The sequence below is a fragment of the Streptomyces sp. CA-181903 genome (assembly GCF_050937075.1).
Taxonomy (GTDB): Bacteria; Actinomycetota; Actinomycetes; order Streptomycetales; family Streptomycetaceae; genus Streptomyces.
This window is the reverse complement of the sequence record NZ_JBNJLY010000001.1, coordinates 3004443-3030068: the sequence shown is the minus strand read 5'-3', so window position 1 is coordinate 3030068 and position 25626 is coordinate 3004443. Positions and strand designations below refer to the sequence as shown.

Below are 25626 nucleotides of genomic sequence, written 5' to 3'. Positions count from 1 at the left end.
CATTCAGCCCGTCTGGGGGAGTTTGAGGACACCGCGCGGAGCGCGGTTCGGGGGCCCGGGGGATCGCCCCCGGTTTCGGGAAGGGGCGGGACAGGGGAGCAGCCCGCCGCAGGCGCGAGCTTCCACGAGATGTGGCGCGACCTCGCCCCCATCGGCCGGAACCCCGAAAGCGGCGGCTACCGCCGCCACGCCTGGACCGGCGCCGACACCGACTGCCGTGAGTGGTTCAAGGCCCAGGCGGAGACCCGCGGCCTCACCTACGAGGTCGACCGCAACGGCAACCAGTGGGCCTGGCTCGGCGACCCCACCGCGGGCGACGCCGTCGTCACCGGCTCCCACCTCGACTCCGTCCCCGACGGCGGCGCCTTCGACGGCCCCCTCGGCGTCGTCTCGTCCTTCGCCGCCCTCGACGGGCTCCGCGCGCGCGGCGCCGCGCCCACCCGCCCCCTCGCCGTCGTCAACTTCGGCGACGAGGAGGGCGCCCGGTTCGGCGTCGCCTGCGTCGGCTCCCGGCTCGCCGCCGGCACTCTGACCCCCGAGGCCGCGCACGCGCTGCGCGGCGCCGACGGCGTCGGCCTGCCGCAGGCGATGGAACGGGCCGGGTACGACCCGGAGGCCATCGGCCCGGACCCCGAACGCCTCGCCCGCATCGGCGCGTTCGTCGAGCTGCACGTGGAGCAGGGCCGCGCGCTCGCCGAGACGCCGCATCCCGTCGGCGTCGCCTCCGCGATCTGGCCGCACGGCCGCTGGCGGTTCGACTTCCACGGCGAGGCCAACCACGCGGGCACCACGCGCATCGAGGACCGCAGGGATCCGATGCTCACCTACGCCAACACCGTCCTGGCCGCCCGCAAGAAGGCGCGCCTCGCCGGCGCCCTCGCCACCTTCGGCAAGGTCGCCGTAGAACCCAACGGCGTCAACGCCATCGCGTCCCTCGTCCGCGGCTGGCTCGACTCGCGGGCGGCCGACGAGGCCACCTTGGCCGAGGTCGTCGCCGCCATCGAGCAGGCCGCCGTCGAACGCGGCCTGCGGGACGGCGTGGACGTCCGCGTCACCCGCGAGTCGTTCACCCCCGTCGTGGAGTTCGCCCACGGCCTGCGCGACGAGCTCGCCGGGCTGCTCGGCGGCGTCCCCGTGCTCCCCACGGGCGCCGGACACGACGCCGGGATCCTCTCCGCCGCCGTCCCCACCGCCATGCTGTTCGTACGCAACCCCACTGGCGTCTCGCACTCGCCGGCCGAGACGGCCACCGAGGACGACTGCCTGGCCGGGGTGACCGCACTGACCGACGTACTGGAGGGCCTCGCGTGCCGGTGACCACCACCTACTGGGCGGAACACGCCTGGCTCGGCACCCACGTCGAACCCGGCGTGGCCATCGACGCCGACCCGGCCGACGGCCGGATCACGGCCGTGCGCACCGAGGTGACGGCACCCCCGCCCGGGGCGGTGACCCTGCGCGGGCTCACCCTCCCGGGCCTGGCCAACGCCCACAGCCACGCCTTCCACCGGGCCCTGCGGGGCGCCGTCCAGATCGGCTCCGGCACCTTCTGGACCTGGCGCGACACCATGTACGGCGTCTCCGACAAGCTCACCCCCGATCGCTATTTCGCGCTCGCCCGCGCCACCTACGCCGAGATGGCCCTCGCCGGCGTCACCTGCGTCGGCGAGTTCCACTACCTCCACCACGCGCCCGGCGGCTCCCGCTACGACGACCCCAACGCCATGGGCGAGGCGCTGCTCGCCGCCGCCGCCGAAGCCGGCATCCGCATCACCCTCCTCGACACCGCCTACCTCTCCGCCGGCTTCGGCGAACCGCCCAACCGGCACCAGCTCCGCTTCTCCGACGGCACGGCCGACGCCTGGGCCGAACGCGCCGACGCCCTCAAGGGGTGCGGGCACGCCCGGATCGGGGCGGCCGTGCACTCCGTGCGCGCCGTGCCCGCCGAGCAGTTGGCCACCGTCGCCGCCTGGGCCGCCGACCGCGAGGCCCCCTGCACGTGCACCTGTCCGAGCAGACCGCCGAGAACGACGCCTGCCGCGCCGCCCACGGCGTCACGCCCACCCGGCTCCTCGCCGACAACGGCGTCCTCGGCCCGCGCACCACGGCCGTGCACGCCACACACCTCACCGACGAGGACATCGCCCTGCTCGGCGGATCCGGCACCGGCACCTGCATGTGCCCCACCACCGAACGCGACCTCGCCGACGGCATCGGCCCCGCCGCCGCCCTCCAGCGGGCCGGCTCCCCGCTCTCCCTGGGCAGCGACAGCCACGCCGTCATCGACCTCCTCGAAGAGGCCCGCGCGATGGAACTCGACGAGCGCCTGCGCACCCGCACCCGAGGCCACTGGACGGCCGCCGCCCTGCTGCGCGCCGCCACCGCCGACGGCCACACCGCCCTCGGCTGGCCCGACGCCGGCCGCATCGAGCCCGGCGCCCTCGCCGACCTCACGACCGTCGCACTGGACTCCGTCCGCACGGCCGGACCGCACCCCCGGCTGGGCGCCGAGACGGCCGTATTCGCGGCGAGCAACGCGGACGTACGGCACACCGTCGTCGGCGGACGGCACGTCGTACGGGACGGTGCCCACCTGCTCGTGGAGAACGTGGCGGGCGCCCTGGCCGACTCCATCGCGGCCCTGCGTTCTTGAAGCGGTCGGGCCCGCCCGGGCCCGCGGACCCGCCGGGCCCGACCGCTTCGCGAACCCCCGCCCGAACCCCCGAACGGACCCCCGGCAAGCCCCCCATCCAGCCCCCGGCAAGAAGCGGCCGAGCCCGAAGCGCCCGAACCCGAAGGACGTCCTCACCCCCATGGCTCCCATCACCACGGCGATCACCAACATCGGCAGCCTCGTCACCAACGATCCCTCCCTCCCCGGTACAGGCCCCCTCGGCGTGATCCAGGACGCGGCGGTCGTCATCGACGGCGACCGCATCGCCTGGGTCGGTCCGACAAGCAAAGCACCCGCCACTGACAACGCCGTCGACGCCGGGGGCCGGGCGGTCCTCCCGGGCTTCGTGGACTCCCACTCCCACCTGGTCTTCGCCGGTGACCGGACCGAGGAGTTCAACGCCCGGATGTCCGGCCGGAGCTACAGCGCCGGCGGCATCCGCACGACCGTCGCCGCCACCCGCGCCGCGACCGACGCCGAGCTGGAGGCCAACCTCCGGCGCCACCTCGACGAGGCCCTCCGCCAGGGCACCACCACCCTGGAGACCAAGTCCGGCTACGGCCTCAGCGTCCACGACGAGGCCCGCGCCCTGCGGATCGCCGCCGCCCACACCGACGAGGTCACCTACCTCGGCGCCCACGTCGTCGCCCCCGAGTTCGCCGACGACCCGGACGGCTACGTCGCGCTCGTCACCGGCGAGATGCTCGACGCCTGCGCCCCGCACGCCCGTTGGGTCGACGTCTTCTGCGAGCGCGGCGCGTTCGACGGCGACCAGGCCCGTACGGTCCTGGAGGCGGGGATCGCCAAGGGGCTGCACGCCCGCGTCCACGCCAACCAGCTGGGCCACGGCCCCGGCGTCCGGCTCGCGGTCGAGCTGGGCGCCGCCTCCGCCGACCACTGCACCCACCTCACCGACGCGGACGTCGACGCCCTGGCCTCCGGCGACACGGTCGCCACCCTGCTGCCCGGCGCGGAGTTCTCCACGCGCGCCCCTTGGCCGGACGCGCGCCGGCTCCTCGACGCGGGCGTCACCGTCGCGCTCTCCACGGACTGCAACCCCGGCTCGTCCTTCACCAGTTCGGTGCCGTTCTGCGTCGCCCTGGCCGTCCGCGACATGGGGATGACCCCCGACGAGGCCGTCTGGGCCGCCACCGCGGGCGGCGCCGCGGCCCTGCGCCGCACCGACATCGGCCGCGTCACCCCCGGCGCCCGCGCCGACCTCGTCCTGCTGGACGCGCCGAGCCACGTCCACCTCGCGTACCGGCCGGGCGTCCCGCTGGTCTCCGCGGTCTGGCGCCGGGGCGTACGCGAGGTCTGACCCGGACGGCCGGCACCTCAGACCGGCGGCCCGCTCCCGCACCGAGCCGGGGGTGGGCCGCCGACCGAGGGCTCCCCGACCGACGGTTCGCCGACCGACGCGTCGTCCCGCGGTTCGCGACCCACGGTTCGCAGCCCGACAGCCCGACAGCGCGCCAACCGGACGGCTCACGATCCGTACGGCCGACGGCTCAACCCGCCCCACCGCTCAGCCCTTCGCCTCCCGCCGCCGAGCGACCCGCACCTCCGGCAGGTCCGGCAGGTCCGCCCCCGGTGCGTCCAGCTCCGGCGCGGGGCGGCCGCGCAGGTGGAGCCCGAAGAAGGCCGCCACGTACCGGCTCGTCACCGCCTGCGCCCGGCGGCCGTCCAGGGTGCCGAAGAACCGCCGGAACCGCTCCGGCGGCCAGGAGTCCGCCAGTTGCAGGCCGACGCCCAGCGGCGCGAGGTCGGTGAAGCCGTAGTGCCCGGTGCCCGGCAGGTGTACCGTGCGGCCCCACGCTCGGTGGGCCGCCGTGAACGCGTCCCGGGGCGCGTCCGACGAGCCCGACGCGTCCTTAGCGGCCGCCGTGAATGACATGAACGGCTGCGTCAGCCCGGTGTGGACGGCGTCCGTCCACAGCCGGCCGTCGAGCGCGGCGCCGGCCGAGAACCGGGCGTCCGTGCGCAGCGCCTCGGCGGAGGCGGAGCCGCCCAGCGAGTGCCCGAACGCGCCGACCCGGTCGAAGTCCACGGCGGCGCTGACCGCGGGCGCCGGGCTCGGCCCTCGCTCGCCGCTCAGCACGTCCAGGACGAAGCGCAGGTCCGCCGTCCGGACGTCGGAGTACCGCCGGAGCCGCTCGGGGTCGCTCGTCGGCGGGGCGCCGGGGACGACGCGGCCGTCGGGGAACTCGGCGGGCCCGTCGTAGGTGTGGCTGACGCCCACCACCACACAGCCCTGGGAGGCCAGTTCCTGGGCGAACGCGGTGCCCGTCGCGGCCGGGTCCCGGCGGCCGGGGCTGTAGAGGATCAGGGGCGCGTCCCGGAGCGCGCGGCTCACGGGCGCGCCGGCGCGCGACTGCGTGCGCACCCGCGAGAGCGAGCCCGTCGGCAGGGTGAAGCGCTGCTCCACCAAAGGCAGGAGGCCGCCGGTGAGGTAGGGGGCGGTCGTCCGCGCGGAGCCGGTGTCCGCGGCGTACCAGACCTGCACCATGAGCTCCCGCGGCGTCCGCGTGGGCGCGTAGGGGTCCGTACGACGGGTGTCCACGAGGTGCAGCCTGGTGGTGCCCACCGGGCAGGGGCCGGAGGGGGCCGGGAGCGGTACGGGGTCCGTGGACGGTGTGCGGGGCGCGTGCGTCGCGGCGCGCGCTGCCGGGCCCAGGGTGCCCGCGGCTCCGCCGGCCACGGCGGCGCCCACCGCGCCGACCGAGGCCCGGAGGAGCGAGCGGCGTCCTAACGAAGCGGAAGGCGTGACGGAAGCCCCAGGAGCGTAGGAACCGCCGGAAGCGCCGGAACGTTGCGTGCGTCTCTTCTCCCAGGCGAAGCGGCCGAGATCGAGGGATCGAGTGTGGATCATCACCGTCATCACATCACCCCCACGTTTCCCGCGGAACCCCCGTTGCGTCCGCCGCCACAGCCGAGCGGAAACAGAAGGCACCCGGAAACGACGGTGCGCCGCGCGGGAGTTCCGCGCGGCGCACCGTGCACCCGGAGGCGACGGACCGGCCGGCCGGTCCGTCCTTCGTGCTACTCGTCGGCCAGCAGCCCGCGCCGCAGCCGCACGAGCGTCCGGGAGAGCAGCCGGGAGACGTGCATCTGGGAGATGCCGAGCTCCTCGCCGATTTCCGACTGGGTCATGTTCCCGACGAACCGCAGCGACAGGATCGTGCGGTCGCGCGGCGGCAGCTCGGCGATCAGGGGCTTCAACGACTCGATGTACTCGACGCCTTCGAGGTCGTGGTCCTCGTAGCCGATGCGGGCCGAGAGGGTGCCCCCATCGCCGTCGTCGTCCTCGGAGGGCGCGTCCAGCGAGCTCGCGGTGTACGCGTTGCTGGCGCCCATGCCCTCGACGACCTCCTCCTCCGAAATGCCCAGGTGCCGGGCGAGTTCGGCGACCGTGGGGGAGCGGTCGAGGCGCTGGGCGAGTTCGTCGCCGGCCTTGGCGAGGGTGAGCCGGAGCTCCTGGAGCCGGCGCGGGACGCGCACGGACCAGCTGGTGTCGCGGAAGAAGCGCTTGATCTCACCGATGATCGTCGGCATCGCGAAGGTCGGGAACTCGACGCCGCGGCTGAGCTCGAAGCGGTCGATGGCCTTGATGAGGCCGATGGTGCCGACCTGGACGATGTCCTCCATCGGTTCGCTGCGGGTGCGGAACCGGGAGGCGGCGAACCTGACGAGGGCCAGGTTGAGTTCGACCAGGGTGTTGCGCACGTAGGCGTACTCGTGCGTGCCTTCCTCGAGGGATTCGAGGCGGGCGAAGAGGGTTTTGGACAGGGCCCGCGCGTCGACCGGTTCCACCTCGTTGTACGGGGGATCTCCGGAAGGGGCGGGAATGTCGACGAGGCGGTCTCCGCCGTCCCGTGGGGGACGGTGTCCTCGTTCTCGGAGAGCAGGGGGATTGCCTCCGGGGAGAGGGGGGAACGCGGTTCGTCGAGCCGGGGTGACATGGTCTCCTCCATCGTTCTCGGCATATGGCCGCCGGTGCCATGAGCTCGTGCTGCGGTTTGCGGCGCCTCCGGGCCGTCCGTGGTGGGTGATGTCTTCCTCTAGCCGTATCGGTCTTTACCTATGCTTGGCAAGTCCCGAATGTCCGTATTTGGCGGTGAATGACGGTTGTTCGACTTTCCGCAGGCGTAGGGAACGCGTAGGGTTTCCGCTGTCCTGAGCGGGCAGGCAGGGCACGGGCACACCATGAAGGGATGCGCGATGGCATGCGGAGATACCAGGGAAAAGGTGTCGGAGTCGTGAGCGGGACCCGGCTACGGGTGGAGGTCCGGCGGCACGGCGCGAGCGCGGTCGTGAAGCCGGAGGGTGAGCTCGATCACCATACGGCCGATCTCCTGCGTGAACCGCTGGAGAGCTGCGCCGAGGAGGTCGGCGCGCGCATCGTCGTCGACTGCTCCGGGCTGGAGTTCTGCGACTCCACCGGGCTCAACGTGCTGCTCGGCGCCCGGCTGAAGGCCGAGGCCGCGGGCGGATCCGTCCATCTCGCGGCGATGCGGCCGGTGGTGGCCCGGGTGTTCGAGATCACGGGCGCCGGCGCGGTCTTCGCGGTGCACAGCAGCCTCGACGCGGCTCTCGCCGAGTGACGGGCGGACAACGGTGTGTTGTGCGGGCCACCGGAACGGTGTCGTAGGTGTTCACCGCGTACGTCCGGGCAGGAGCAGGCTGACCGCTTTGTACGCGAAGACTGTGTACGTGACGACAGAGTCTCTTTCTCAATCGGTGAATCGGTGAGGTGAAGCGCTGATGAGCACCACCCGGCCGTACCCGCCGGCGCCGGGCGACCCCGGCCCGGAGGCGCACGGCTCAGCCGCGGCCGCGCCCGCCGAAGCGGGGCCACCGGGCGGACCGGCCCGCCGGCTGTCCCTCGTCGAGGTCAGCGGCGCCGTCCCCCTGTCCCGTGACTTCACCCGCCAGGCGCTCCGGGACTGGGGCTGGCTGCCCGCGGCCAACGCCGATCACCGGGCCGCCGCCGAGGACGTCCTGCTGGTCGTCTCCGAGCTCGTCACCAACGCCTGCCTGCACGCGGGCGGCCCCGCCGAGCTGCTCGTCAGCCGCGGGACGAAGGTGCTGCGGCTGGAGGTCTCCGACCTCGGCAACGGTGAGCCGGTGCCCCGGACCCCCCACCGCGCGGGCCGCCCCGGCGGGCACGGCATGTTCATCGTCCAGCGGCTGTGTCTGGACTGGGGTGTCGTCCGGAACGCGGACGGCGCCGGCAAGACGGTGTGGGCGGAACTGGCCGCCCCCTCCTAGACGTACGCTCGTACGGCGTGCCCTTTCCCGCACGCCCCGACCCCGCCCCGTACGGCCACGGCGCTCCGCCAGTGGCCGTTTTGGTGCGCCCGGGGCCGTGTGCGGGACGCCGGGCCCGCTGCGGACGGCCGAGGCGGCCGGAGGGCGCTGAGAATCGCCGGAGGGCCACCGAGGGCCACCGAGGGCCACCGAGGGCCACCGAAGGCCCGCGAGGACCGTCGAGGGTCTTCTGAGAGGCGCAGAGAGGCGCTGAGTGGCACTGCGAGGCGCCGGAGAGGCACTGCGAGGCGCCGGAGAGGCACTGCGAGGCGCCGGAGAGGCGCTGAGCGGGCGCTGCGCCGATGTATGCGCCGAACGACACCACCACCCCCGCAGCCCCGCACGGAAGCTCCCACCCGCGCCCGTCCGCCCCGCGCGCCCTCCCCGCGCACACGAATGCCCCCGGCGCGTCATCGCGCCGGGGGCATTGTGCGGGAGGCGGCCGACGGGCCGTCTCACGTGCGGGTCAGCGCACGTCGCCCATGAGGGCCTCGATCTTCTTGCGGAACGTCCAGACCGCCACACCCGCCAGGACCGCGACGCCGGCCTCGCCGAGGATCACGCCGAAGCCGTTGAGGTCGACGCCCGCCGTCGCCATCAGGGTCATGATGCAGTCACCCGCGGTGACCGCGAGGAACCAGACACCCATCATCTGGCTGGCGTACTTCTTCGGCGCCATCTTGGTGGTCAGCGACAGACCCACGGGGGACAGGCAGAGTTCACCGAGGGTCTGCAGCATGTAGATGGTGATCAGCCACATGGGGCTGACGGTCGAACCGCCCGTGGCCATCTTCATGGGGATGGCGAACAGCACGAAGGAGGCACCGGCCAGCAGCATCGCCGCGGAGAACTTCACCGTGGAGCTGGGCTCGCGCTTGCGGCGCGCCATGGACACCCACATCGCGGCGAAGATCGGTGCGAGGACCAGCACCCACGCGGAGTTGATCGACTGGAACCAGGTGGACGGGAAGTGGATGCCGAAGACGTTGTCCGTGGTCTTCTTCTCGGCGAAGGTCGACATCGTCGAGCCGGCCTGGTCGAAGATGCCCCAGAACACGGCGGCGGCGACGAAGAACCAGATGTAGCCGCTGACCTTGGTCTGCTCCTCCGACGTCAGCTCCTTGTCCCGCTTGATGCGGGCCAGGACGAAGATCGGGACGATCAGGCCGACGAGGGCGATCGGAACGAGGGCCCAGTTGATCGTGAAGTGACCGGTGCCGACCACGACGCCGTAGAAGATCGCGGCGATGACCAGCCAGACCAGGCCCTTGAGCAGCCAGGAGTTCCGCTCGGCCGCCGTCAGCGGCATCGGGACCTCGGCGCTCTTCGGGTCCAGCCAGCGGGTGCCGATGAGGAACGCCACCAGGCCGAGGCCCATGCCGATCGCGGCGAGGGTGAAGCCCAGGTGCCAGCTGACCTGCTGGCCGACGGTGCCGATGATCAGGGGCGCGCCGAGGCCACCGAGGTTGATGCCGATGTAGAAGAGGGTGAAGCCACCGTCGCGACGCGGGTCCTTGGGGCCGTTGTAGAGGTGGCCGACCATCGTCGAGATGTTGGACTTCAGCAGACCCGAACCGATCGCCACCAGCGCCAGACCGGCGAAGAAGGTCGGCTTGCCGGGCAGCGCGAGCAGCAGGTGACCGCACATGATGACGCTGGCCGCGATGGCCACCGTCTTGCGCGGACCCCAGACGCGGTCGCCGAACCAGCCGCCGGGCATGGCCAGCAGGTACACCATGGCCACGTACACCGAGTAGATGGCCAGCGACGTCGACTCCGGCATGGCCAGACCGCCGCCCTGGCTGCCGGACTTGGCGTCCGGGCCACCGGAGATCAGGTAGAGGACGAGGAGGGCGCGCATTCCGTAGTAGGAAAAGCGCTCCCACATCTCCGTCAGGAAGAGGGGGGCCAGGCCGAGGGGGTGGCCGAAGAGGGTCTTGCCGCCGGCGACGGGGGTGTTGTCCCGCGCGGTTGACTCCTTCGTCAGGCTGGACGCCATGGTCGATCCTTGGGTTCCGAGGACGCGCGTGGAGCTGCTGCGCGCCCGTGTGGGGGTTGGCCGGCACCGGATCACGGCATCGCTCGCCCCCACGCCCTTGGGGTTCGCCTCCCCCTCGGGGGAGCCGGCAGAGCGGCCTTGATTCCGGGATCCACGCCCCCGCGCATCTTCGCGCGGTGGACCCGGCCGACAGGTCGTTCACGTTTCACATAAGAGTGACGTATAAGTCCCGCGTACGGAAGAGACCTCCGGCGCTACTGCCGAGCCGAAGGTCTCCAACGCTGGTACAGACTTCTGGTAACCATACGTCACACCCCGCCCGCATATGGAAGGAGTTGAGACATGGATCACAATGCATGGTGGAACCATTCATCGGGGTTCCGATGTGTCCGCCACTTCGGCGCTCGCCGGGTCCCGGGTGCCCGGACTGCGCTCTGACGTGCGCCCGAGCGGACTACCATCACGTGCATGACCCGAGTACTGCTCGCCGAGGATGACGCGTCCATCTCGGAGCCGCTCGCACGCGCGCTGCGCCGTGAGGGGTATGAGGTGGAGGTACGAGAAGACGGTCCCACAGCGCTCGCCGCGGGGATCAAGGGAGACGTCGACCTGCTCGTCCTCGATCTCGGGCTGCCCGGAATGGACGGTCTGGAGGTCTGCCGGCGGCTGCGCACCGAGGGCCACGGCTTCCCCGTGCTGGTCCTCACCGCCCGGGCCGACGAGGTCGACACCGTCGTCGGTCTGGACGCCGGTGCCGACGACTACGTCACCAAGCCGTTCCGCCTCGCCGAACTGCTGGCCCGCGTCCGGGCCCTGCTCCGGCGCGGCGCCGCCGACTCCCCCCAGCAGGGGACGGCGACGCACGGCGTCCGGATCGACGTCGAGTCGCACCGCGCCTGGATGGGCGACGAGGAACTGCAGCTCACGGCCAAGGAGTTCGACCTGCTCCGGGTCCTGGTCCGGGACGCGGGCCGGGTCGTCACCCGCGACCAGCTGATGCGCGAGGTCTGGGACACCACCTGGTGGTCGTCCACCAAGACCCTCGACATGCACATCTCCTGGCTGCGCAAGAAGCTCGGGGACGACGCGGCCAACCCGCGCTACATCGCCACCGTGCGCGGCGTCGGCTTCCGGTTCGAGAAGAACTAGCCCCGGGACCGGGGGGCGTCCGAACAACGGAACAACGAGCCGGAGAACCGCCCGTGCGCCGCCGATTGATCAACTCCACGCTCGCCGTCGTCCTCGTCGTGATCGCGGTCTTCGGGATCTCGCTGGTCATCGTCGAGACCCGCACCATCGAGAGCAGCGCGCAGGAGAGCGTGCAGTCCGAGGCGGTGCGGCTGGTCAGCAGCGTCGAAGGGCGGCTGGCCGGCGGCGAACGGGTCGAGGCGGGCGTGCTGCAGCAGCAGATCGCCCAGGACCGGTACGCGCGGGTGGAGATCCCCGGCCGCAAGCCCATCGAGGTCGGCACCCGCCCGAGGGCGGCCTGATCGTCTCGGAGCAGACCGGGGAGCACGGCGAGCGGGTCCGGGTGGAGGAGTCCCGCTCGGCCGTCAGCAAGGAGGTCGGCCGGACGCTGCTGGTGATCCTCGCGGTGGCGCTGCTGGCCGTCGTCGCCGCCGTCTTCCTGGCCGTGCGGCAGGCCAACCGGCTGACCGCGCCCCTCACCGACCTGGCCGAGACCGCCGAGCGGCTCGGCTCCGGCGACCCCCGCCCCCGCCACCGCCGCTACGGCGTCCCCGAGCTCGACCGGGTCGCCGACGTCCTGGACGGCAGCGCGGAACGCATCGCCCGGATGCTCACGGCGGAACGGCGGCTCGCGGCCGACGCCTCCCACCAGCTCCGCACCCCGCTGACCGCGCTGTCCATGCGGCTGGAGGAGATCACGCTCACCGACGACCCGGACACGGTCAAGGAGGAGGCGACGATCGCCCTCACCCAGGTCGAGCGGCTCACCGACGTCGTCCAGCGGCTGCTGACCAACTCCCGCGACCCCAAGACCGGCTCGGCCGTCACCTTCGACCTCGACGAAGTGATCAAGCAGCAACTGGAGGAGTGGCGGCCCGCCATCCGCGCCGGCGGCCGGGCCCTGGTCCGCTCGGGCAAGCAGGGGCTGCGCGCGGTGGGCACGCCGGGCGCGGTCTCCCAGGTCATCGCGACGCTGATCGAGAACTCCCTGACCCATGGCGACGGAGCCGTCGCCCTGCGCACCCGGGTCACCGGCAACCAGGCGGTGGTCGAGGTCTCCGACGAGGGCCCGGGCGTCCCGACGGACCTGGGCGCGCGGGTCTTCGAACGGACGGTCAGCGGCCGGAACTCGACGGGCCTGGGCCTGGCCGTCGCCCGGGACCTGGCGGAGGCGGACGGCGGCCGGCTGGAACTGCTCCAGCAGCGCCCGCCGGTGTTCGCGCTGTTCCTGAGCATGGAGGCGCGGCCGGGGACCCACGAGCCGGAAGAGGACGAGCGGGAGGACTGAGCTCCGGCGGGCGTCGGTACGGGCGCCGGTACGGACGTCTACGGGCGCCCGCCGGCACGCGCCGGTGCAGGCCGGGACGGGGAAGGACGGCCGTCAGGAGTGCGTGGACGAGGCCCGGTGCCGCTGCCGCGGGATCTCCGCGGCCGCCGGAGCCTGCGTGACCTGCGGAGCCTGCGCCAGAAACGATTCAGCCGCCTCGACGGCCGCCTGCGTCACCGGCAGCCGCTTGAACACCCACGTCCGGTACGACCAGAATCGGAACACCGTGCCGATGCCCAGCCCGACCACGTTCTTGGCGATGTTGTCCGCCACCGTGGAGGTGAAGCCGAAGCCGTAGTGCGACAGCGCCAGGATGCCGTTCTCGATCACCAGGCCGACCCCGCTGAACAGCAGGAACAGCGTGAGCTCCCGGCTGCGGCGGCTCTTGTCGCAGTCGCGGTACGTCCAGTACCGGTTGCCGACGTAGTTCGCCGCGATGGCGAAGCAGGTGGCGATCACACCCGAGCGGACCACGGCCAGCCCGGAGTGCCTGCACATGTTGAAGACGACGGTGTTGACCACGAAACCGACGGCGCCGATGGCGCCGAACTTGGCGATTTCGCGGACCAGCCGCTCCAGCCGGGAACGCACTGCGCGCCGATGACTCATGGTTTCGTCAGGCTCCGTGGGGAAGGCGGTCAGGGCGTGGGGCGACTCACCATGCTAGCGAGCGCTTTCGGGATGCGGCCGGGGGCCGGGTGAATACCGGACGAACGCCCGCCGCCCCGCCCGCCACCGACCGGTGGCCGTCCGGCTTGGACGATCATCCAAGCAGGGGGCCGGGCCGGTCGTGCGTACGGATACCCTGTTGGCGTGACGTTCCCGGTAGTCGGCATGGTCGGCGGCGGTCAGCTCGCCCGTATGACCCACGAGGCGGGCATCCCCCTCGGCATCAGATTCAAGCTGCTCAGTGACACTCCGCAGGACTCGGCGGCGCAGGTCGCGAACGAGGTGGTGGTGGGGGACTACCGCGACCTCGACACCCTTCGTGCGTTCGCACAAGGCTGCGATGTGATCACCTTCGATCACGAGCACGTTCCGACCGAGCACCTACGGGCCCTGGAGGCGGACGGCATCCCCGTCCGCCCGGGGCCCGACGCGTTGGTGCACGCCCAGGACAAGGGCGTGATGCGGGCGAAGCTCACGGAGATCGGCGTTCCCTGTCCGCGCCACCGCATCGTGGCCGATCCGGCCGATGTCGAGCGGTTCGCCGCCGAGGGCGAGGGGTGGCCAGTCGTCCTCAAGACCGTGCGCGGCGGCTACGACGGCAAGGGCGTCTGGGTGGTCCGCGACACCGCCGGGGCGCAGGACGCCTTTCGCGCCGGGGTGCCCGTCCTCGCCGAGGAGAAGGTCGACTTCGTCCGAGAGCTCGCCGCCAACGTCGTCCGCTCCCCGCACGGCCAGGCCGTCGCCTACCCGGTCGTCGAGTCGATCCAGGTCGACGGCGTCTGCGACACGGTCATCGCCCCCGCCCCCGGACTGTCCCCCGGCCTGTCCGCCGAGGCCCAGCGGCTCGCGCTGCGGATCGCCCAGGAGCTGGGCGTCGTCGGCCACTTGGCCGTCGAGCTGTTCGAGACCCGGGATGGCCGGATCCTCGTCAACGAACTGGCCATGCGCCCGCACAACTCCGGCCACTGGACCCAGGACGGCGCGGTCACCTCGCAGTTCGCCAACCACGTCCGGGCCGTCCTCGACCTGCCGCTCGGCGACCCGCGCCCGCGCGCCCGGTGGACCGTCATGGCCAATGTTCTCGGCGGCGACTATCCGGACATGTATTCCGCGTACCTCCATTGCATGGCACGCGACCCCGGGCTGAAGATCCATATGTACGGCAAGGACGTCAAGCCCGGCCGCAAGGTCGGACACGTCAACACCTACGGCGACGACCTGGACGACGTGCGCGAGCGCGCCGCCCACGCCGCCGGATACCTGCGAGGGACGATCACCGAATGAGCAGCTCCCCCGGCGCACCGGTCGTCGGCATCGTCATGGGCTCCGACTCCGACTGGCCCGTCATGGAGGCCGCCGCCGAGGCGCTCGCCGAGTTCGAGGTCCCCTACGAGGTCGACGTCGTCTCCGCGCACCGGATGCCCCGCGAGATGGTCGCGTACGGCGAGCGGGCGGCCGGCCGGGGACTGAAGGCGATCATTGCGGGCGCCGGCGGCGCGGCCCACCTGCCCGGCATGCTGGCCTCCGTCACCACCCTCCCGGTGATCGGCGTCCCGGTCCCGCTCAAGTACCTGGACGGCATGGACTCGCTCCTCTCCATCGTCCAGATGCCGGCCGGCGTCCCCGTCGCCACCGTCTCCGTCGGCGGCGCCCGCAACGCGGGCCTGCTCGCGGTCCGCATGCTCGCCGCGCACGACCCCGGCCTGAGCGCCCGGATGAGCCGCTTCCAGGAGGAGCTCAACGAGCAGGCGACGGAGAAGGGCCGCCGCCTGCGCGCCAAGGCGCAGGGCGACACCGGCTTCGGCTTCGGAAAGTAGGAGGACGGACGTGACGGAACCGCTCGACCGCGCCCGCGAACTGCTGGCCGCCCACCCCATCGTCGACGGGCACAACGACCTCCCCTGGGCACTGCGCGAACAGGTCTCCTACGACCTCGACCGCCGCGACATCGCCACCGACCAGAGCGCCGCTGGCCTCCACACCGACCTGCCCCGGCTGCGCGCCGGCGGCATCGGCGCCCAGTTCTGGTCCGTGTACGTACGCAGCGACATGGCCGGCGACGACGCGGTGAGCGCGACCCTCGAACAGATCGACGTCGTCCGGCGGCTGGCCGACCGCCACCCGGCCGACCTGCGGCTCGCCTTCACCGCCGACGACATGGAGGCCGCGCGCGCCGAGGGCCGCATCGCCTCCCTGATGGGCGCCGAGGGCGGCCACAGCATCAACTGCTCCCTCGCCACCCTGCGCGCCCTGTACGCCCTGGGCGTGCGCTACATGACCCTCACGCACAACGACAACATCCCGTGGGCCGACTCCGCGACCGACGAGCCGCGCGCCGGCGGCCTCACCCGCTTCGGCGAGGAGGTCGTGCGCGAGATGAACCGCCTCGGCATGCTCGTCGACCTGTCGCACGTCTCCGCCGACACGATGCGGGACGCGCTGCGCGTCAGCGAAGCGCCGGTGATCTTCTCGCACTCCTCCGCACGCGCGGTCTGCGACCACCCCCGCAACGTTCCCGACGACGTCCTGGCCGCACTGCCGGCCAACGGGGGCGTCGCGATGGTCACGTTCGTCCCCAAGTTCGTCCTCCCCGAGGCCGTCGCCTGGACCCGCGCGGCCGACGAGAACATGCGCGCGCACGGCTTCCACCACCTGGACACGACGCCTGAGGCGATGGCCGTCCACCAGGCTTTCGAGGCCGGCCACCCGCGCCCGGTCGCGACGGCGGCGACGGTCGCGGACCACCTGGACCACATGCGGGAGGTCGCCGGGGCCGGCCACATCGGCATCGGCGGTGATTTCGACGGCACCGCCTTCACGCCGTCGGACCTGGCGGACGTGGCCGGGTATCCGAACCTGATCGCGGAGTTGCTGCGGCGGGGTTGGTCGGATGGCGACTTGGCGAAGTTGACCTGGAAGAACGCGGTGCGGGTGTTGCGGGGCGCGGAAGCGGTTTCCCGTGAGGTGAGCGGGCGGCGCGGGCCGTCGATCGCGACGATCGGGCAGTTGGACGGTTGAGGGAGCCCCGGGCCCGCCCTTTCACCGATTCTGCGGGAGGGCCCGCGCCCCGGCATCGCGGCTCCGCGCGTTTTCGGGGGTCCGGGGGGCTTGCCCCCGGGAATCGGCGAAGGGGCGGGGCTGGGGCACCCCGCCCGATGGGCTAAGCCCGCGGCCGCCCCATCGCCCGGAACGTCCACCCGGCCGCCCGCCACGCGTCAGCGTGCAACGCATTGCGGCCGTCCAGGATCTGCGGCGAAGCCACGACCTCCCGCAGCGCCGCCGGATCGAGCTCCCGGAACTCCGCCCACTCGGTCAGGTGCAGCACCACATGCGCCCCCCGGCAAGCCTCCGACGCGCTCCCCGCGTACCCAAGCGTCGGGAACACCCGCCGAGCGTTCTCCATCCCCTTCGGGTCGTACACGGTCACCTGACCGCCCTGCAGATGGATCTGCCCGGCGACATTGAGCGCGGGCGAGTCCCGGACGTCGTCCGAGTCCGGCTTGAAGGTGGCGCCGAGGACGGCGACGCGCCGCCCGAGGAACCCACCCCCCACCGCCTCACGAGCGAGCTCGACCATGTGCCCGCGCCGCCGCATGTTGATGGAGTCGACCTCGCGCAGGAAAGTGAGCGCCTGGTCGGCACCCAGCTCGCCCGCTCGCGCCATGAAGGCGCGGATGTCCTTGGGCAGGCAGCCGCCGCCGAAGCCGATGCCGGCGCGGAGGAACTTCTTCCCGATCCGCTCGTCGTGCCCTATGGCCTCGGCCAGCTTGGCGACGTCGCCGTCGGCCGCCTCGCACACCTCGGCCATCGCGTTGATGAACGAGATCTTCGTGGCGAGGAAGGAGTTGGCGGCGGTCTTCACCAGTTCGGCGGTCGGGTAGTCGGTGACGACGAACGGCGAACCCTCGCCGATCGGCGTCGCGTACACCTCGCGCAGCGCCTTCTCCGCGCGTTCGCCCGCGACGCCGACGACGATGCGGTCGGGGTGCAGGGTGTCCTGGACGGCGAAGCCCTCGCGGAGGAACTCCGGGTTCCAGGCGAGTTCCACCTCCTCGCCGGCGGGGGCGAGTTCGGTGAGCTTGCGGGCGAGGCGGGCGGCGCTGCCGACGGGCACGGTGGACTTCCCGACGACGAGCGCGGGACGGCTCAGCCGCGGGGCGAGCGAGGCGACGGCGGCTTCCACGTACGACATGTCGCACGCGTACTCGCCGTGCTTCTGCGGGGTGTTGACGCAGATGAAGTGGACGTCGCCGAACTCGCCGACCTCCTCCCAGGAGGTGGTGAAGCGCAGCCGCCCGCTGGACCCCTCCAGCCCCGCGACGTGCTTGCGCAGCAGCTCTTCCAGCCCCGGCTCGTACATGGGCACCTCGGCCCGTCCGAGCATCTCGACCTTCTCCGGGACCACGTCGAGGCCCAGCACTTCGAAGCCCAGCTCGGCCATGGCCGCCGCGTGGGTGGCGCCGAGGTAGCCGGTGCCGATCACAGTGATCTTGGGGGCCATGCGTGCTCCAGTTACGTACGGGCGTGCTGACTGCGTGGCCCGAGCATAGTCCGGGGCGGTCGGGGGAAGGATTCGCATGATCCGCCGCTGTCGGCAAGCTCACGTATCCCCGGCCGGGCCGGCGCCCCTAGAATCACGGTTACTAAACGGTAGTTAACGCTCTGGGGAGTTCGCCTTGGCGGGAAACAAGGACTTCGACCTGTACCGGCCGTCCGAGGAGCACGACGAGCTCCGCAAGGTCGTTCGCTCGCTCGCCGAGGCGAAGATCGCGCCGTTCGCCGCGGCGGTGGACGAGGAGGGTCGCTTTCCGCAGGAAGCGCTCGACGCGCTGACCGCGGCCGATCTGCACGCGGTGCACGTGCCCGAGGAGTTCGGCGGCGCGGGCGCCGACGCCCTCGCGACGGTGATCGTCATCGAGGAGGTGGCCCGTGTCTGCGCCTCCTCCTCCCTCATCCCGGCGGTCAACAAGCTCGGCTCGCTGCCGGTCGTCCTCTCCGGCTCCGAGGAGCTGAAGAAGAAGTACCTGGGCCCGCTCGCCAAGGGCGACGGGATGTTCTCGTACTGCCTCAGCGAGCCCGACGCCGGCTCGGACGCGGCCGGCATGAAGACGCGCGCCGTGCGCGACGGCGACTTCTGGGTCCTCAACGGCGTCAAGCGCTGGATCACCAACGCGGGCGTCAGCGAGTACTACACGGTCATGGCCGTGACCGACCCGGAGAAGCGCTCCAAGGGCATCTCCGCGTTCGTCGTCGAGAAGTCCGACGCCGGCGTCTCCTTCGGCGCACCGGAGAAGAAGCTCGGCATCAAGGGCTCGCCGACCCGCGAGGTCTACCTCGACAACGTCCGCATCCCCGCCGACCGCATGATCGGCGAGGAGGGCACGGGCTTCGCCACGGCGATGAAGACCCTGGACCACACCCGCATCACCATCGCGGCCCAGGCCCTCGGCATCGCCCAGGGCGCCCTCGACTACGCCAAGGGCTACGTCAAGGAGCGCAAGCAGTTCGGCAAGCCGATCGGCGACTTCCAGGGCGTCCAGTTCATGCTCGCCGACATGGCCATGAAGCTGGAGGCGGCCCGCCAGCTCACCTACGCGGCGGCGGCCAAGTCCGAGCGCCTCGACGACGACCTCACCTTCCACGGCGCGGCGGCGAAGTGCTTCGCCTCCGACGCGGCCATGGACATCACCACGGACGCCGTCCAGCTCCTCGGCGGCTACGGCTACACGCGCGACTACCCGCTGGAGCGGATGATGCGCGACGCGAAGATCACGCAGATCTACGAGGGCACGAACCAGGTCCAGCGGATCGTCATGGCGAGGAACCTGCCGTAGAGCCTTTCTCACAGGTCAGAGGCGGTTTTCCGTCGCTGGCAAGGTCATCTCGGGTTTCGGCCCGTTCCGGTCCGGATCGGGGTGTTCCTGGGCGTCATGCTGGGGAAATCCTGGGCTGACACTGGGACGAAAAGCCCCGCTGACCTGGGCAAACGACGCGGCCCCCGACTTGATGCCGGGGGCCGTTCGCCTTGGTCGGGTCATGCAACCTCGGCCCGCTCCGTGGGGTCGTCCGCGCCGGGCGTCAGCATCGTTGCGATGGCGGCGCTGCCGCGCTGTTCGGCTCCCTCGAAGATGTAGTGGTAGTGCTGCCGCAGCACGCCCGTGCTGCTGTGCCCCATCGCTACGTCGTTCTCAGGGAGGCCCGCGTAGAGCAGGCGGGATCGCGCTCCGGACCGCTCATCACGTCTTGGACGAGCCCCTGGGCCGTTTCCTGGCCACCCACACCACATCCGGCATCACGTCCGGCGCCAGTCTCGTCAACCCCCTGTGGGAGCAGCAGGAAGCGACCGCCGAAACCGAGCACGGGCGGGACGTGCGCGCCTTGGTCGTAGAAGAGGAATGGACAGAGGTCCTGAAGCGGGTCAAGCGCGACCCCTCGTTCACGACCAAACTCCGCGCCGCGTGGGACGGGTCCACCCTCCGGAACGCCACCCAGGACAAGGGGGCCGATGCTCCCAAGATCAAGCGGCAGCCGCTCAGCCTTGCCGGCCGAAGACGGTTTTCACGCTCCGTGTTGACGGTTTCCGTCACGCAGAGCCGCAGCCGGCCAGCGCCGAGCGTGAGGAGAACCGCGCCACGGTCGTCCAGCTCGACGCCTACCGCCCTGCCACCAAGCAGGGCCCGGCCCCGGCGGCCTTGTCGGAACCGGTGAAGCGGTCGGAACCGCTCGCCGGCACCAACCCCTTCTTGGCGCTGCTCTAAGCCTCGAAGCAACCAAAGAACGCCCCTGCCACTACCGGCAGGGGCGTTCCTTTGCTGCTGGACGACTCACACGAGACTGATTCCGGCCTGGGCCTTGATAGTGTCCACGGCCTCTTCGGTGAGCCAGCGAAGCGGGACGACGGTCCACTTGTCGCCCTTGCGCATGACCACGGCGTTGCCGTCCCTGGTGCGCCCGACGTGGATGAAGCCGTGATCACGCCGCAGGTCTTTCACCAGGTTCTCACCGTGGATCACGGGCGCTACTTCCCTTCGCGGTCCTCGTCGTCCGCCATGCTGCTGTGCACATCACCGTTCTGAGAGACACGGGTGTCAGGATCGGTCGCCTGGCCCTGGTTGGCCTGTGGGTCCCACTCGTCTTCGTTCTTCTTACCCACTTTCGCACCCTCCCTTTCCGTCGAACGTGATCACGGCGCAGAGGCGTACCTTTGCTTGCTCAGCGGTTCAAGTCCCGGTACTCCTCCAACAGCCGCAGAGCGGGGGCGAATGTGCCCCGCCCTGCTCCTGGGCACCGTCGATCAGTCGGCAGCACCCACACTTCCCAGCACGACATGCAGCGCGTCACTTCAGAGTGCTCCGGGTCGCGCTCCGCCCTAGCACCACACAAGGAGCACTGCTGCATGACGACTCCCTACACCGTGACGTCGAACTCCCCCAGCTTGGCACCGGGGAGGAAGGCCGCCCACTCCACGGCCGTGAACTCGACCGTCTGGCCCGTCGCGGAGTTGCGGACCGCGACCCTACCGGGAACGTTGGTCACCACCTCGACACACAGCTTGTTGTTGTTGTCGTACTTGCATGCGCTGGACGTGCGGAACTCGAACTCGGGGACTGCGGTCATCGTGCCTATCCCTTCGCCGTGCGTGCGGGGAAGCGGTCCCCGCGCCGTCGTACAACCCGCCCCGGCCGCTCGACCTGTCCAGGGTTTCCACCACCGGGGCGGGAGTCTGCACCGCCCCCGCCGGGATTCCGATTGGGCACGGGGAGCCCAGTTCGGCTACGTCCGACAGGGACGGAGAATGAAGGATCACCATCTGATCGGCCCCAACTTGCCTCCCGCGCAGACCGGGCAGGGAACCTTGAACGTGTGGTGGCAGGTGTCGCACCCAGCAAATCCCCAGCAGTCGGGACACCAGATCGAGCGGTGACCGGTGCACATCCCGCAGAACGTGATCAGTGGCTCGGGCGCCTTGGCCGCTCGTTTCGGTGCCCCCTTGCGGGGCTCACGCTTCCTAGCCGCTTTCGTCGCCGTCTGCGGGCTCATAGCCCACCCCTGCGGCTCCGTCTGTTGGCTTCGGCCACCTTGATGCTCAACCGGTCGCCTAACGGCTCCGCGAGCGGCTCGTAGTCGGGGCACTTCGGGCTACCGCACTGGCACTTGGGCCACTTCAGACCATCGCCAGGGGCAACGTCCGCTCCCTCGGGCCCAGGGTCGAACTTGCGCACCAAGAGCACACCGCCGACGCCGCCCGCCCGGGAGAGACGGGAGAGAAACTGCCGGGCCTCACTGCCGCCCGCCTGATCAGTCGCTCCCTTACCGTGTGCCCTGCTCTCGGTCATCGCGCCGCGCCCTCCCGATCGATTCCGAGGTCGATGTGCGGACCGTAGGAATCAGGGAGTGCCGGGCTCCACAAACTTGCATGAGCTTGCACGTCAGTTGGCATGGCTCATAGCGGTATTGACGGTATCTCTCCAGCTCAAAGAAGCTGATGCAAGCCCGAGCAAGTACCTAGACCAGGGAGCCTGCCATGGCCGTAGAGTTCGTTGGGATCGACCCCAACACCGACCGGGACCACTGCCCCACCGTGTGGGCGGACGCTGAAGCTCAGGAGATCTTGTTGCAGGGGTGGAAGCCGAACCCCGAGACTCAGGCGGAGTGTGAGGGAACCAGCCCCGCGAACGGCTCGGTGCCCGACAGCGAGGCCATCGTCAGGGTTCCGGCCCGGATGATTCCGATGATCAGGGAGGCGTGTGATGCCGTCGAGCGTGCCCAGCTTCGCTGAGCTGCTTGGCCAGTGCCAGCGATCCGCCGTCCATCTGGAACTGCGCGACTCGTACGCCACCACGGACCGGTTCGAGGCATGGAGGCGTGGGGAGCGGATCAATTGGGAGGATCGCGAGTCCTGGTGGCATCCCTATGACCAATTGATCGCGGACACCGTGGCCAGGGGCGTGGTGATCCGCAGGGCTCGGGTGATCTCCGAGCCGGTATCGGACTACATCCGGTGGGAGCACTACGTCACTCATGCCAACGTCACGGCTGGCGAGGAAGTCCGGTGGCTGCCACGGCGGCGGGCCACGGCTGTCGCCCTGCCGGGAAATGACTTCTGGCTGTTCGATGACGAGCTGCTCCGGGTGCACCACTTCTCAGGTGACGGCGCGGTAGTGGAGGACGAGATCACGGTGGACCCGGAAGCCGTGAAGCTGTGCGCTGCCGCCTTCGAAACGGTTTGGGAGCGAGCGATCCCGCACCACCAGTACGAGGTCTGACGAAAGTCAGCTCCATGCCCCCACACCCCTCTTCACGCGTCCAGAAGGCCCGCGAGGATCTTGCGGCGCGTCTGCGTGAGATCCGGCAGGACGCGGGGATCAACGGGCGGGAGCTGGCTATCAGGTGTGGTTGGTCGGAGTCGAAGTCATCCCGGATCGAGAATGCCAAGACGCCTCCCTCGGACGCGGACATCCGGGCGTGGTGCCGTGCCTGCGCCGCTGGCGATCAAATCCCCGACTTGATCGCGGCAAACCGGCAGTCCGCCGATGCGCATGTGCAGTGGAAACGACTCCAGCGGAGCGGCCTTCGACGCCTGCAAGAATCCACTGGGGATCTGTACCAAGAAACCAAGACCTTCCGCGTCTATGTCTCCGACGTGATCCCCGGCTTCCTCCAGACGCCCGGATACGCCGCTGCTCTGCTGTCCTCCATCGCGGATTTCCGGGGAACTCCGGATGATGTGAGCGATGCCGTGGCGGCCCGCATGAGGCGTAACGCGGTGCTGAGCAATGGCGCACACCGTTTCTCGTTCGTGTTGGAGGAGTCGGTGTTGCGCTATCGGCTGTGCAGCGCCGAAACCATGGCGGCACAGCTTGGCCACTTGCTCGGGGCTATGGACCTCCAGAACGTCGCTGTAGGCATCGTCCCGTTCTCGGCGCAACGGCCCGTGTGGCCCATGCCTACCTTCACGATCTTCGATGACGGCCGGGTGCACGCGGACACGTTGGACGCTGCTTCCACGCTCACGCAGCCCAGTCAGGTCGAGCTGTATGCCCGAGCGTTTGAGCGGCTCTCCCAAGGGGCCGTACGCGGAGCGGCAGCGCGTTCTCTGATCGCGGATGCGGTGGCGTCCCTGGAGTGACCTAGTGATCATGGGGAAATGCTGGGGGAGCACCCCGAGAAGGGTGCGTTCGTGCAGGTCAGGGCCCCACATGCCGTAAAGCACGCAGATCTACGAGGGCACGAACCAGGTCCAGCGCATCGTCATGGCGCGCAACCTGCCGTAACGGCGGCGCGAACGCCCCGGTCGAAGCCGACCGGGGCGTTCGCGTTCTCCCACGCCACCGGCCGTAGCCTTCGAGGAGCCTTGACGGTCTCCACCGCGTCCTCGGTGCGCCGCCGCAGGAGGACCGACCACGGTCCACCTGCCGCGCTTGCGCATGACGACGGCCTTGCCGTCCCCGGTCCGTCCGACGTGCGCGAAGCCGCGATCACGGCGCACATCCTGTGCCAGGTTCTCGCCGTGGATCGCGGGCGCCTCCTCGAGCGTCGAGCGCGTCGGCGCGTCTACGCCGCTCGGAGTGCGCGTACACCAAGGTGTCGACGAGCTTGAGCGCGGTCGCCACCGGCACGGTCCCCAGGTACACGTACGGCTCGCCGGACAGCGACGCCCGTCCCGTGAGCCGCGGCCACGCGTCCTGATCGCCCACGGTGATGCCCAGCGCGGCGAGCGCGCGCTCCAGCATGAACGCGACGTCGTCGGATTTCTTCTTGCCCGCCAGGAAGACGGCGGCTGCTTTGGCGGTGCATTCGGTTTCCGGGGTCACGGGACCAGCGTGGCGGCGCGGGCGGGGACGGTCTATGCCGTTTCCTGTTCGCTCAAGAATTCGTCGCGGATCGCCTCGACCATGGCGCGCATCTCGCTCCCGGACAGTGCCGCTCGTGCGAACCCTTCGAACTTCCGGACGTACAGCTCCACGTCTTTCGGCTCCGTCACGACCAGTTCGGCATGGACGGTTTCCACTGTGACCATGCGGTTGTCCCTGATGACGAAGGCGTGATTGGCCACGTCGGCCTGCTGGAACCGCAGAGGGACCACGCGAATGTCAACGTGGGAAAGCCGGGATATGGACACGATCCTGTCCAGCTGAGCAGCCAGCATGGGGCGGGGCACGATCTGCCAGCGAAGGGCCGGTTCCGTGATGACGAAGTGCAGTTCCTTCGTAGCGTCATAGAGGACGGCCTGCCGTTCGAGTCTGCCGTCGATCGTCCGGGTGAGCGTGTCGTCGCTCAGGCCGTGGCGCCGCAGGACAGCCCTGATGTACTCCGCCGTCTGCAACAGGCCGGGAACGAGAGCCGGCTGGAACAGCCGGAGAACGGACATCTGGGCTTCGAGCGCTTTGACGGCTTGCTGGCCCTTGTGAACACCGGCCCTCTTCAGCAGCCGCCACGCCGTCGCCTCCGTGGCCACGGCGCGGGCGGCCCCCGTGTACTCCGCTTTGACCGCCTCGGACACGCCGATGGCGGTCAGGATGCGTTCCACGTCGGTCGCACTGGGGGCGAGCCTCGAGTTCTCGATCTTCGACAATTTCGAAGGGGACATGAGAGCGCTGCGGGCGACTGCCTTGGCCTCCCTGCCGGATGCCTCGCGCAGCGCCCGCAATGCCGCCCCGAGCTGTGCTCCGTTCACTCGCCGTGCTCGGCCCACCAGCTCACGAACGGTTCCGCCTGGGCGAGCGCCGTGTCCCGGCGCCGGACGTATTCCTCCGCCATGCTCTGAGGGAGGATCTCAGCCCCCAGAAAGGCGCCCTGGTCGTCGTACCGCATGACGGCCGCCGTCTTGGAGTCGAACAGCCAGAAATCCGGGCTCCCCGCCAGCGGATTGGGTTTGTCCGTGACGTCGAGGATGAAGAATTCTTCCCCTCCGGTCATGTTCTTCCGGTACCCCCAGCCGAGTTCGTACCGGAGGTAGTCCGTCAGCGGACGCGTCAGTACGTGTACCCGATAGACGCGCTTGCCACGGCCGGTGTGCGAGCGGACTTCCTCCACCCAGTCGGCGTTGTAGTCGACGGGCCGCGGCGCGCCGGAGAGGAACGTCCGATACGCGTCGACGTTTCCCGACCTGCCGTAGTCGTCCAAGGTCTCCAGTCGAAACGCTTCCTGTCCGAATTCCGCGAAGAGGTCGCCCAGGTTTTTAGACGAGCTGCTCACGGATGACCTTCCGGATGAGCTCCATCGGGATCTCCACCAGGGTTTCGTGAGCGGGAATCTCGAGCCCGTGGTCGGTCGGTGTCTCGCCCTGCACGAGCAACGTGTCGCGGTCCGTCGTGTACAGGGCCGGGCAGTCCTTGAGGTCACACGTGCTGACCAGCAGTGTCGCCTTGAGCGTCATCGGTTCCTCCCCTGAGGTGCGCTCCCCGCGTTCCGATGCTTCCGGAGCCGTGACCCGAGGGTCAAGGAGCGCCGGTTGAGGGA

Annotated in this window: 25 protein-coding genes and 2 pseudogenes; 14 read left to right on the top strand and 13 right to left on the bottom strand. The window is 70.6% G+C overall.

From position 1 onward, the window contains the following. Positions 1 to 129: 129 nt before the first annotated feature. The 3 genes and pseudogenes from ACQEVS_RS13505 to hutI all read left to right on the top strand — a co-directional run bounded on the left by ACQEVS_RS13505 (position 130) and on the right by hutI (position 3992). Positions 130 to 1317: an allantoate amidohydrolase gene (locus ACQEVS_RS13505; RefSeq protein WP_433019816.1), complete on the top strand. Its 1188-nt coding sequence runs from the start codon at positions 130 to 132 to the stop codon at positions 1315 to 1317. Beyond that, a pseudogene (locus ACQEVS_RS13500) lies at positions 1308 to 2653 on the top strand (formimidoylglutamate deiminase). The gene ACQEVS_RS13505 and the pseudogene ACQEVS_RS13500 overlap by 10 nt, the downstream one beginning before the upstream one ends. Positions 2654 to 2813: 160 nt before the next feature. Further along, entirely contained in the window at positions 2814 to 3992 is a 1179-nt protein-coding gene (hutI, locus tag ACQEVS_RS13495; RefSeq protein ID WP_433019813.1) for an imidazolonepropionase, read from the top strand. Between the two features lie 207 nt (positions 3993 to 4199). On the opposite strand, the gene ACQEVS_RS13490 is transcribed toward hutI, so the two are convergent. Next, a complete protein-coding gene (locus ACQEVS_RS13490; RefSeq protein ID WP_433019810.1) occupies positions 4200 to 5372 on the bottom strand; it encodes an alpha/beta hydrolase family protein in 1173 nt (390 codons plus the stop codon). A gap of 341 nt (positions 5373 to 5713) precedes the next feature. Then, positions 5714 to 6520: an RNA polymerase sigma factor SigF gene (locus ACQEVS_RS13485; protein ID WP_433027529.1), complete on the bottom strand. Its 807-nt coding sequence runs from the start codon at positions 6518 to 6520 to the stop codon at positions 5714 to 5716. 365 nt (positions 6521 to 6885) lie between these two features. On the opposite strand from ACQEVS_RS13485, the gene ACQEVS_RS13480 reads away from it, so the two are divergent. Then, positions 6886 to 7275: an STAS domain-containing protein gene (locus tag ACQEVS_RS13480; protein WP_433019807.1), complete on the top strand. Its 390-nt coding sequence runs from the start codon at positions 6886 to 6888 to the stop codon at positions 7273 to 7275. Positions 7276 to 7435: 160 nt separating this feature from the next. Further along, positions 7436 to 7942 carry an ATP-binding protein gene (locus ACQEVS_RS13475; RefSeq protein ID WP_433019804.1) on the top strand — a complete coding sequence of 169 codons (507 nt, stop codon included), beginning with the start codon at positions 7436 to 7438 and terminating at the stop codon, positions 7940 to 7942. Positions 7943 to 8447: 505 nt separating this feature from the next. On the opposite strand, the gene ACQEVS_RS13470 is transcribed toward ACQEVS_RS13475, so the two are convergent. Further along, positions 8448 to 9980 (bottom strand): peptide MFS transporter, encoded by a 1533-nt coding sequence (locus ACQEVS_RS13470; protein ID WP_433019801.1) that lies wholly within the window; start codon positions 9978 to 9980, stop codon positions 8448 to 8450. A gap of 468 nt (positions 9981 to 10448) precedes the next feature. Here ACQEVS_RS13470 and ACQEVS_RS13465 point away from each other — a divergent pair, with 468 nt between their 5' ends. Together ACQEVS_RS13465 and ACQEVS_RS13460 are read left to right on the top strand one after the other, a co-directional pair. Beyond that, positions 10449 to 11129 carry a response regulator transcription factor gene (locus tag ACQEVS_RS13465; protein WP_185945613.1) on the top strand — a complete coding sequence of 227 codons (681 nt, stop codon included), beginning with the start codon at positions 10449 to 10451 and terminating at the stop codon, positions 11127 to 11129. Positions 11130 to 11182: 53 nt separating this feature from the next. Further along, positions 11183 to 12456: pseudogene (locus ACQEVS_RS13460) on the top strand (ATP-binding protein). Positions 12457 to 12549: 93 nt separating this feature from the next. On the opposite strand, the gene ACQEVS_RS13455 reads toward ACQEVS_RS13460, so the two are convergent. Next, positions 12550 to 13104, bottom strand: coding sequence for a GtrA family protein (locus ACQEVS_RS13455; RefSeq protein WP_433019796.1), 555 nt, complete (start codon positions 13102 to 13104; stop codon positions 12550 to 12552). Positions 13105 to 13257: 153 nt separating this feature from the next. On the opposite strand from ACQEVS_RS13455, the gene ACQEVS_RS13450 reads away from it, so the two are divergent. Genes ACQEVS_RS13450 through ACQEVS_RS13440 form a run of 3 tightly spaced genes read left to right on the top strand, consistent with a single transcriptional unit; the run spans position 13258 to position 16182 of the window. Next, complete coding sequence (locus ACQEVS_RS13450) at positions 13258 to 14448, top strand: 5-(carboxyamino)imidazole ribonucleotide synthase (protein WP_433027526.1); 1191 nt, start codon at positions 13258 to 13260, stop codon at positions 14446 to 14448. Next, complete coding sequence (gene purE, locus ACQEVS_RS13445; protein ID WP_433019793.1) at positions 14445 to 14981, top strand: 5-(carboxyamino)imidazole ribonucleotide mutase; 537 nt, start codon at positions 14445 to 14447, stop codon at positions 14979 to 14981. The genes ACQEVS_RS13450 and purE overlap by 4 nt, the downstream gene beginning before the upstream one ends. Positions 14982 to 14991: 10 nt before the next feature. After that, the gene (locus ACQEVS_RS13440; RefSeq protein ID WP_433019790.1) at positions 14992 to 16182 is read left to right on the top strand and encodes a dipeptidase; all 1191 of its coding nucleotides are present in this window, start codon (positions 14992 to 14994) and stop codon (positions 16180 to 16182) included. Between the two features lie 142 nt (positions 16183 to 16324). Here the strand turns inward: ACQEVS_RS13440 and ACQEVS_RS13435 are convergent, their stop codons facing one another. After that, complete coding sequence (locus tag ACQEVS_RS13435; protein ID WP_433019787.1) at positions 16325 to 17665, bottom strand: UDP-glucose dehydrogenase family protein; 1341 nt, start codon at positions 17663 to 17665, stop codon at positions 16325 to 16327. 175 nt (positions 17666 to 17840) lie between these two features. On the opposite strand from ACQEVS_RS13435, the gene ACQEVS_RS13430 reads away from it, so the two are divergent. Beyond that, complete coding sequence (locus tag ACQEVS_RS13430; RefSeq protein WP_433019784.1) at positions 17841 to 18998, top strand: acyl-CoA dehydrogenase family protein; 1158 nt, start codon at positions 17841 to 17843, stop codon at positions 18996 to 18998. 200 nt (positions 18999 to 19198) lie between these two features. Here the strand turns inward: ACQEVS_RS13430 and ACQEVS_RS13425 are convergent, their stop codons facing one another. From ACQEVS_RS13425 to ACQEVS_RS13410, 4 genes are all read right to left on the bottom strand, one after another. Then, positions 19199 to 19339 (bottom strand): hypothetical protein, encoded by a 141-nt coding sequence (locus ACQEVS_RS13425; RefSeq protein WP_433019781.1) that lies wholly within the window; start codon positions 19337 to 19339, stop codon positions 19199 to 19201. 649 nt (positions 19340 to 19988) lie between these two features. Further along, positions 19989 to 20177 (bottom strand): hypothetical protein, encoded by a 189-nt coding sequence (locus ACQEVS_RS13420; RefSeq protein WP_433019778.1) that lies wholly within the window; start codon positions 20175 to 20177, stop codon positions 19989 to 19991. A gap of 5 nt (positions 20178 to 20182) precedes the next feature. Beyond that, on the bottom strand, positions 20183 to 20317 hold the full coding sequence (locus ACQEVS_RS13415; RefSeq protein WP_356288938.1) for a hypothetical protein: 135 nt from the start codon (positions 20315 to 20317) through the stop codon (positions 20183 to 20185). 254 nt (positions 20318 to 20571) lie between these two features. Beyond that, positions 20572 to 20781, bottom strand: coding sequence for a DUF397 domain-containing protein (locus ACQEVS_RS13410; RefSeq protein ID WP_433019775.1), 210 nt, complete (start codon positions 20779 to 20781; stop codon positions 20572 to 20574). Positions 20782 to 21688: 907 nt separating this feature from the next. On the opposite strand from ACQEVS_RS13410, the gene ACQEVS_RS13405 reads away from it, so the two are divergent. From ACQEVS_RS13405 to ACQEVS_RS13395, 3 genes are read left to right on the top strand one after another with little or no spacing between them, the layout of a single operon-like run. Then, complete coding sequence (locus ACQEVS_RS13405) at positions 21689 to 21943, top strand: hypothetical protein (RefSeq protein WP_433019772.1); 255 nt, start codon at positions 21689 to 21691, stop codon at positions 21941 to 21943. Next, complete coding sequence (locus tag ACQEVS_RS13400) at positions 21915 to 22430, top strand: DUF6879 family protein (protein WP_433019769.1); 516 nt, start codon at positions 21915 to 21917, stop codon at positions 22428 to 22430. The genes ACQEVS_RS13405 and ACQEVS_RS13400 overlap by 29 nt, the downstream gene beginning before the upstream one ends. Before the next feature lie 14 nt (positions 22431 to 22444). Continuing rightward, positions 22445 to 23293, top strand: coding sequence for a helix-turn-helix domain-containing protein (locus ACQEVS_RS13395; RefSeq protein ID WP_433019766.1), 849 nt, complete (start codon positions 22445 to 22447; stop codon positions 23291 to 23293). A gap of 349 nt (positions 23294 to 23642) precedes the next feature. Here ACQEVS_RS13395 and ACQEVS_RS13390 read toward each other — a convergent pair whose 3' ends face one another. From ACQEVS_RS13390 to ACQEVS_RS13375, 4 genes are read right to left on the bottom strand one after another with little or no spacing between them, the layout of a single operon-like run. Then, positions 23643 to 23978 (bottom strand): hypothetical protein, encoded by a 336-nt coding sequence (locus ACQEVS_RS13390; protein ID WP_433019763.1) that lies wholly within the window; start codon positions 23976 to 23978, stop codon positions 23643 to 23645. A 32-nt stretch (positions 23979 to 24010) separates the two neighbouring features. Continuing rightward, a complete protein-coding gene (locus tag ACQEVS_RS13385) occupies positions 24011 to 24841 on the bottom strand; it encodes a helix-turn-helix domain-containing protein (RefSeq protein WP_433019760.1) in 831 nt (276 codons plus the stop codon). Then, positions 24838 to 25362, bottom strand: coding sequence for a DUF6879 family protein (locus ACQEVS_RS13380; protein ID WP_433019757.1), 525 nt, complete (start codon positions 25360 to 25362; stop codon positions 24838 to 24840). The genes ACQEVS_RS13385 and ACQEVS_RS13380 overlap by 4 nt, the downstream gene beginning before the upstream one ends. Next, positions 25346 to 25543, bottom strand: coding sequence for a hypothetical protein (locus ACQEVS_RS13375; protein ID WP_433019754.1), 198 nt, complete (start codon positions 25541 to 25543; stop codon positions 25346 to 25348). Before ACQEVS_RS13375 ends, ACQEVS_RS13380 begins: the two co-directional genes overlap by 17 nt. Positions 25544 to 25626 lie beyond the last annotated feature (83 nt).